Origin of the sequence: Campylobacter sp. 2457A (assembly GCF_020135895.1) — a bacterium.
Classification (GTDB): Bacteria; Campylobacterota; Campylobacteria; order Campylobacterales; family Campylobacteraceae; genus Campylobacter_D; species Campylobacter_D taeniopygiae.
On sequence record NZ_JACHTO010000066.1, the window covers coordinates 1 to 1,070 of the forward strand.

Here is a 1,070-nt window from a genome sequence, read left to right on the forward strand (position 1 = left end):
ATTATGCTGAAATGCAAATGGATAAATATTACAAAGCTAGAGGTTATAAAAGAATCAGCTTAAATAAAGTCAAAGGACTTGATGATAAAATTCATCATGGAATTGATGGAATTTATTATAATCCAAATAAAAATCCAAAATATATCATCGCAGAAGCTAAGTTTGGAAAAAGTAAATTAAATAAAAAAACCAAACAAATGAGTGATGATTGGCTAACAAAGAATAAATTAAAGCGACTTAAGGACGATGTAGGAGAAGAACATGCTAAAGAAATAGAAAAACTTCTCAATAGCAATGAAGTTAGAAAGGATTTGTTTCATATCGATAAAAAAGGCAATGTAAGCATTAAAGAATTAGATGAAAACGCAAAAACTAAAAACTTAATCGAAAGGATAGAAAATGCTAAGGGATACTAGTAAAGATGAAGCGTATTTTACTGAAGAAATAATAAAATGCGAAGAAGAGATTGAAGAACGTAAAAGATGGCTTTTAGAACTTTCTCCAGAAGATCCAAGAAGAAAAAATTATCTTTTTTATATAGAAGATAGAAAATTTCATAACGCTATGGATAAATATGCTCGCGGTGATGATATAAAATTAGTCAAAAAAGATTTAGAAGAAGTTATATCAATAATACAAAAAAAACATTTAGAATTTGGATTTGATATTAGCTGGTTTGATGGAAATGCCCTTGAACTTTGTCTTAGAGTGTTATTAGATATGGACACAACTTGTGTATTAAAATTAGTAGAAGAAGATGAAAGAAAAAGAAGAGATATACTTAATAGGGATTGGTTTTTACATTTTGTGGGATCTATGGGTAAAAACTTAAATTTAGAACGCAAGTGTATCCGTAAAGAACATGAACTTATTAAAGAATTTGTAGCTACTAAGGATATTGAGTTTTTACATAAATATATGAAAAAACATACAAGATTAAGAGATCCTATTAATACTTGGGATCTTGAAGGTGCTGTTATTGTAAAGATAATGGGTTTAAATAAAGAAGAATTTAAACATTATAAATACTTTCCTTATGATTTAATTTAATCTTAGTGGGTTTAAAAACC

Annotated in this window: 2 protein-coding genes; both read left to right on the forward strand. The window is 27.4% G+C overall.

Going from position 1 to position 1,070, the window contains the following annotated elements; all coding sequences use genetic code 11:
* The coding region (locus H2280_RS08315; protein ID WP_337216245.1) for a hypothetical protein at positions 1-416 on the forward strand (416 nt) is incomplete at its 5' end.
* Positions 400-1,050, forward strand: coding sequence for a PoNe immunity protein domain-containing protein (locus H2280_RS08320; RefSeq protein ID WP_337216246.1), 651 nt, complete (start codon positions 400-402; stop codon positions 1,048-1,050). The genes H2280_RS08315 and H2280_RS08320, both read left to right, overlap by 17 nt.
* Positions 1,051-1,070 lie beyond the last annotated feature (20 nt).

Coding starts and splice junctions, on each gene's coding strand:
- H2280_RS08320 (WP_337216246.1), top strand. CDS start 400: ATGCTAAGGGATACTAGTAAAGATGAAGCGTATTTTACTGAAGAAATA.